This is a genomic window from Thermotoga sp. (assembly GCF_021162145.1).
In the GTDB taxonomy this organism is placed as follows: Bacteria; Thermotogota; Thermotogae; order Thermotogales; family Thermotogaceae; genus Thermotoga.
Map to the genome: position 1 here is coordinate 1 of NZ_JAGGZH010000127.1, position 6,157 is coordinate 6,157.

The following is a 6,157-nucleotide window of genomic DNA, read 5'->3' on the forward strand; positions in this document are numbered from 1 at the left end:
CCCGCGAGATTTCTTGTTGCCGGGATGGGAGACGCCCTTGCCACATGGTTCGAAGCGGAATCGTGCAGACAGAAGCACGCACCAAACATGACCGGAAGAATCGGTTCGATGACTGCTTATGCATTGGCAAAGCTCTGCTACGAAACACTCCTCGAGTACGGGGTGTTTGCAAAGAGATCGGTGGAAGAAAAGTCTGTTACCCCGGCTCTGGAAAGAATCGTTGAGGCTAACACACTTCTGAGCGGGCTGGGATTCGAAAGTGGCGGGCTGGCGGCTGCCCACGCTATCCACAACGGCCTCACCGTCTTGGAAAACACTCACGAGTATTTACACGGAGAGAAAGTTGCCATAGGAGTTCTCGCATCACTGTTTTTGACCGACAAACCCAGGGAGATGATCGAAGAGGTCTACTCCTTCTGCGAAGAAGTAGGATTGCCCACAACTTTGTCAGAAATAGGACTCGATGGTGTTTCAAACGAAGATTTAATAATGGTAGCCGAAAAAGCCTGTGACAAAAGCGAAACAATACATAACGAACCCCGTCCTGTAACACCAAAAGACGTACTCTTCGCTTTGAAAGCGGCGGACAGATATGGAAGGATGAGAAAAAATATCACTTGACTTTTTTCTTTTTTCTCCCCTTCTTGTTATTGTTCGCCGCTAGAATAAGCCGTCTTCTCAGAAGGTTGAGAGAGTCTGCGTACTCATCCGCGAATCTGTCCATGGAGTTTATCTCCAAAATGACGATCCCGCTGAATCCAGACTCTCTTATCATCTTGAGAACCTTGTTGTAGGGGATATCACCTTCTCCAATTGGAAGATGAAGATCCCCTATTCCATAGACAAAACGAAAGGCTTCCACATCCGGTATCTTCTGATATGTCTGAGAAGACTCTCCGAAATTGTCACTAAGATGTAGTTCTACCGCGTGTGGAAGCCCTGCCTTCAATTCTTTATAGAAATCAAGCCCAATGTAGCTTGCAAGAATGTAGAGATGTCCCACGTCTATGAGCAATCTCACATTCGGATGATCAACTGCTTTCATGAGTCTTAATACTTCAGAAACAGGATGCGCAACGTTCTCAATGGCTATTGTAATTCCTCTCTCCTTTGCAAGTTCCCCAAGTGTCCGAAGAGCTATAATTTCTGTTTTTCTTTGTAGTTTCTCAGGTATGTCTATAGAATGGTCCACATTGCCATAGTGATATACAACTACCTCTGCGTTTATTTCTCCAGCAAACTCTATGGTGGCTTCCATGACCTTGTAATGCCATGGATTGGTCTTTATTTTGAGGTTAATAACGTCCGGTGCGTGTACCGTGTACCTGAAGTTGTAATTGGAAAGTATCTCTTTTACTCTTTCAAGCCTTTTTCTTATGATTCGGCCCCTCGCGATCACATCGAGCCCCGCGGCGGGAATTTCTATGTAGTCAAATCCAATACTCTTGAAAAACTCCAGTTCACTCACCAGTCTCTTTATTGACCCGTTCACCCTCCTCGTATCGACGTTTGTCCCTATACCTTTTATCATCCACTCCACCTTCTCTCTTTTCATCACAGAATCGTCTCTTCCGTTTCTGGATCGAAAAGATGTATCTTCTCCAAGTGTGGCACAAGGAATACCTTTTCACCGACGGAGGGAATTTTTGCCGGATCTCCAAACACCTTTATGAGCTCCCCTCTGTCAGTTTGTACGTTCAATATTATATCTCTCCCAAGAGGTTCAACCACGTAGACAGTACCGGGAATTGCGTTCTCTCGCTGGGTATGGACCACTTCGCAGTGTTCTGGCCTTATCCCAACGATCACCTCTTTTGAGCTCACCTTCACCTCCTTTGGTATCTCCAGGATTACATCGTCTCGCCTCAGGATTGTGCGTCCTCCCTCCACACCTATAGAGAAACCCTTCAGGAAGTTCGTTGGAGGATTCCCTATGAACGAGGCGACGAACATGTTCTTTGGAGTCTCGTATATCTCGTCGGGGGTGCCATACTGAACGAGCTTTCCCTGGTTGAAGACCGCTATTCTCGATGCCATCGTCATCGCTTCTGCCTGGTCGTGCGTCACGTAGACAGAGGTGATACCAAGTTCCTGTTGAAGATGTTTGATTTCTGCCCTCATGAGCATTCTCAGGTTTGCATCGAGATTTGAGAGAGGTTCATCGAAGAGGAGCACTTTTGGTTGTTTCACCAGTGCCCTTGCGAGCGCTACCCTCTGCTGCTGACCACCGGAGAGCTGAGAAGGTTTTCTTTCAAGAAGATTGTCTATGAGAAGTTTTCGAGCGATTTCAACGACTCTCTTTTCTATCTCCTCCCTCGACGTTTTTCTTGCCCTCAAGGGGAAGGCGATGTTTTCAAAAACGGTCATGTGAGGGTAGAGAGCGTAATTCTGGAAAACCATTCCTACTTCCCTATATTTTGGGGGAACGTCGTTGACTAAGACATCATCGAAGTATATTTCACCAGACGTGGGTTTGTAGATGCCGGCGAGCGTCAGAAGGGTGGTGGTTTTGCCGCAGCCAGACGGACCGAGCAATGCAACAAATTCTCCATCTTTCACTTCGAAACTCACGCCGTCAACCGCTTTCACTTTCCCGAAATACTTCTTCAAATTCACAACCTTGATGCTAGGCATTATCCTTTCACTCCCCCGATGGTCAGTTTTATCATGTGCTTACTGACAAAGAAAAAGAAGATGATTGTCGGTATCATGTAGAACAACCCCACAGCGGTCACAAGCCCGTAGTCCGCGAATCTGTAATCTCCAATGAATCCCTTTACATACTTTGAGAGCGTCCACAGATTCTGCGAAAAGATGAACGTGTTCACAAAGACGAATTCAGACCATCCAGACAAAAAAGCAAAAATAGCGGTAACGGCGATCCCCGGTTTTACGAGGGGGAGGAGTACCCTCCACCACACTTCGAACCTGCTGTAACCGTCAGCGAGTCCAGCCCATTCGAGTTCCCAGGGTATGCCATCGTAAAAACCTTTCATGATCCAGGTGCCCCATGGCACCTCCAGAGAGGCTTTGAGGAGTATTACTCCCCAGAGGGTGTCCAGGAGTCGAAGTGTCCAGAGCAGGTAGAACACCGCCGTCATAAGGGATATCGCTGGGAAGGCGTGGAGAGCGAGAATGAACTTCATCATAGAGGACCTTCCCGGAAAGTCGTACCTGGAAAGAGCATACCCACCGAGACTTGTGATCAGCACCTCAATCCCCATCACACCGAGCGCCAATAAAGCGGTGTTCAACGTGGTGTGCCAGATGTTCGGATATCCCTTGATCTCCTGCCAGAGAAATCTCCAGTTTTTCAGCGTGAGCTTCGTGGGGACAAAGCCGCTTACGAGGTCCTCACTGAAAGATCTCAGAACGAGCCAAACGTATCCCACAAGAATCGGCGAGGTTATGAGAAAAAGCACGAGGATTATCACAAAATTTCTGATTTTCTCCGAATTTTTTTGCCAGAATGAGAGTTTCATCATTCCACCTCGACCTTCGGTTTTTCCATGAGAGACTCAAAACCGAAGAACTTCATGTAGACAAGAGCAGAAACCACACCTATGATCACGAGGATGATCGAAAGAGCTGCACCATAGCCGAATCTGAAGTGTGAAAAAGCGTTGTGGTACGTATAGAGCGCCCACACTTCCGTTCTGTAAACGGGTCCACCGTCCGTGATAATGAGTATGTATTCGAAGGAGGCAAGTAGAGAAAGCGTCTGATATGCGGTTACAAAGAGAAGATGCCACTTTATCAAAGGAAGAGTGATCTTCCTTACCACCATGAACCAGCTCGCTCCATCGATGCGAGCTGCCCTGTAATAATCTTCCGGTATGGATTTTATCGCCGCTGTGAAGACAAGCATCCCCATCGAAGCACCTATGAAACCGTTGGCAAAGATTATCATCCACATGGGAGCGGTGTGGAGCCAATCTTGTGGAGGAAGACCAAAGAGTCCCCGTACGAAGTTCACAAGCCCATACTCTGTAGGATCGAACATCCAGAGCCAGAGGAGTCCATAGACAACAGACGGTGTGAGTCTTGGAAGCATCCAGAGAGTTCTGAAGAAATTACCCCATCTATCGCTGATCGACGTGGTGAGAAGCGAAATAAGAAGGGCTGTTCCAAGGTTGAAAAGTCCCAACGTACCGAAAGTGTATATAAAGGTGTTCGCGATCACGCGTGGAATAATGAAATCCGAGGAGATATCATAGAAATTCTGAAACCCTACAAAATTCCATATGAACGAGTAGTCCATGTCTGTGAACGCAATTACCACAGTGAGAACAACCGGTATCACAAAGAACGTCACTACAAAGATGAGAAGGGGAGAGAGCAAAAGCCAGGGCTTCAGCCTCTTCACCTCGTTCACCTCGCTAAGGGAGTGAGGGGAGATTCCCCTCACTCCACGATTACAACCCGATCTTTCAGCTGAGATTTCAGTCTTTTTGCAACGTCCTCTGCCACTTTCTCAGGATTCATTCCACTTTCAGCCATCTGCATTCCTTCGAAGATGATCTGATTGTAGAGGTTGAACATGTCATCGTTTGGAATGAAACCAGAGTACGGCAAAAGCTTTGTTCCTTCTACCATGATAAATTCCTTGGTGTACTCGGGAAGCGCCGTCTCCTGCCACCTGATCGGCAGGTGCCCACTTTCAACAGCGTGTCTCATGTTGAGCTCCGGTGCTGAAGCCAAGGTTATGAGCAAGAATGCAATGTCCGGATGCTTACTTGTGCTCGGGATCATGTAAACAACAGGATGGGACAGGGTGTTCGGCCTTCCTCTGCCTTTGAACTTCGGAACAGGAGCGAGGATAAACATATTCTGCAGTTCTTCCTCTGCTTTTCCGTAGTCTTTCTTCCATTCTGCCCAATTCCATGTACCACCCATCCATGCTAGGACTTTTCCACTCGTGACGTCCTTGTGAACGGAGGTCCACGGCGTTCCTATCATGTTCTTCGGAAGAATTTTGTAGGTGTTCGCAAGGTCGTAGAGGAGCTTGAAGTAGTCTTTCATCTCTTTCACGTTGTAAACGAACACAGCCTTCTCCTCATCGTAGAAGTCGATACCCATGCTGATCATGAGCTGGTAGTAATCGATTCCTGCTTTCGGTCTGTGGTAGAGTCCCCATTCCACAAGGCCTTTCTCGACAGCTTCCTTTGCCACTTCAATGAAGTCTTCAAAGGTGAACTCTCCTCTGGCGATTCTGCCCGGCAGGGAATTGATCTCTTCGTCCGACCAGCCGAGTTTCTTCAAAACCTGTTTGTTGATGTAGAAAGGTCTTGCCTCTGTGTCCTGTGGTATTCCGTAGATCTTTCCTTTGTACTTGGTTGCCTCCCAAAGCGATGGAATGAAGTCGTAATACACCTCGTCCCAGTACTCCTTCACGTAGTCATCAAGAGGAATTACGTAACCTGCTTTCGCCCAGGCTCCTATGTCGTCGTGCCCTGAACAGATGATGTCCACTACCTGACCTGATTTGATACCAAAGACGACTTTCTGCTTGAAGGAACTCCAATCTGTGGTGTCAAAGTAGCCATCGACCTTGACGGTGAGATCGACTCCAAGATCCTTTAGAATCTTGTTCAGTCTCTCTGCAGCCGTTTTTAGATTTTCGAACCTGTAGTAGGATGGGTTGTCTGGTCCCACGGTCCACGCCGTGATGGTGATCTCCTCTGCGAACATCAAAAGACCTATAGTCAAGATGATCACGAGTAAAAGTTTCCTCATACTTTCACCCCCCGTTTTATTGATTTTATCACTATTTTTTCAAGTTCTGTTAAGAAACATCAAATTCCTTTCCCGTAGGCTCGAAAGACCAGGTGCAGTGCTATGATCAGATATCCGAATTGAATCAGAACTCTACCCCATTCCATCTTGTTGGAATATTCGATCAGAGCGGCCAAAATGGATCCTACAAGTCCTTTATGGTGCCATACACTGTTTTCAGAAATTCCTAGGTCGTAAGTTTTTTTTCGAAAGAGCCGAGATCAACACCCTCTTCTTCTGCCCACTCGATGAACTCATGTGTTCCATAACCGATAAGTCCAGCAGCAACGAAAATCAGCAGAATGGAGCTATAATAGAAGAACTCTAACGTACAAAGCTACACCTTCGAAGAACTTTTCTTCACCAAGTCCACCGTAGAACC

The 6,157-nt window shown here is 47.1% G+C and carries 6 protein-coding genes and 1 pseudogene; 1 reads left to right on the forward strand and 6 read right to left on the reverse strand.

Features of this window, described 5'->3' with window-relative positions; all coding sequences use genetic code 11:
* The coding region (locus J7K79_RS07855) for an iron-containing alcohol dehydrogenase (protein WP_296907243.1) at positions 1-621 on the forward strand (621 nt) is incomplete at its 5' end.
* Here J7K79_RS07855 and J7K79_RS07860 read toward each other — a convergent pair.
* The 6 genes and pseudogenes from J7K79_RS07860 to J7K79_RS09490 all read right to left on the reverse strand — a co-directional run bounded on the left by J7K79_RS07860 (position 614) and on the right by J7K79_RS09490 (position 6,079).
* Positions 614-1,555: a TIM barrel protein gene (locus J7K79_RS07860; protein ID WP_296907246.1), complete on the reverse strand. Its 942-nt coding sequence runs from the start codon at positions 1,553-1,555 to the stop codon at positions 614-616. The genes J7K79_RS07855 and J7K79_RS07860 overlap by 8 nt on opposite strands.
* On the reverse strand, positions 1,555-2,634 hold the full coding sequence (locus J7K79_RS07865) for an ABC transporter ATP-binding protein (protein WP_296907248.1): 1,080 nt from the start codon (positions 2,632-2,634) through the stop codon (positions 1,555-1,557). The genes J7K79_RS07860 and J7K79_RS07865 overlap by 1 nt, the downstream gene beginning before the upstream one ends.
* Complete coding sequence (locus J7K79_RS07870; RefSeq protein WP_296907251.1) at positions 2,634-3,482, reverse strand: carbohydrate ABC transporter permease; 849 nt, start codon at positions 3,480-3,482, stop codon at positions 2,634-2,636. Before J7K79_RS07870 ends, J7K79_RS07865 begins: the two co-directional genes overlap by 1 nt.
* Complete coding sequence (locus tag J7K79_RS07875; protein WP_296907253.1) at positions 3,482-4,366, reverse strand: carbohydrate ABC transporter permease; 885 nt, start codon at positions 4,364-4,366, stop codon at positions 3,482-3,484. Before J7K79_RS07875 ends, J7K79_RS07870 begins: the two co-directional genes overlap by 1 nt.
* Positions 4,367-4,404: 38 nt before the next feature.
* Positions 4,405-5,736 (reverse strand): extracellular solute-binding protein, encoded by a 1,332-nt coding sequence (locus tag J7K79_RS07880; RefSeq protein ID WP_296907255.1) that lies wholly within the window; start codon positions 5,734-5,736, stop codon positions 4,405-4,407.
* 59 nt (positions 5,737-5,795) lie between these two features.
* Positions 5,796-6,079: pseudogene (locus tag J7K79_RS09490) on the reverse strand (FTR1 family protein).
* Positions 6,080-6,157: the final 78 nt, after the last annotated feature.

Bases quoted from the DNA above. Each gene is read 5' to 3' on its own strand.
- J7K79_RS07870 (WP_296907251.1), bottom strand. From the start codon at position 3,482: ATGAAACTCTCATTCTGGCAAAAAAATTCGGAGAAAATCAGAAATTTT.
- J7K79_RS07860 (WP_296907246.1), bottom strand. From the start codon at position 1,555: ATGAAAAGAGAGAAGGTGGAGTGGATGATAAAAGGTATAGGGACAAAC.
- J7K79_RS07865 (WP_296907248.1), bottom strand. From the start codon at position 2,634: ATGCCTAGCATCAAGGTTGTGAATTTGAAGAAGTATTTCGGGAAAGTG.
- J7K79_RS07880 (WP_296907255.1), bottom strand. From the start codon at position 5,736: ATGAGGAAACTTTTACTCGTGATCATCTTGACTATAGGTCTTTTGATG.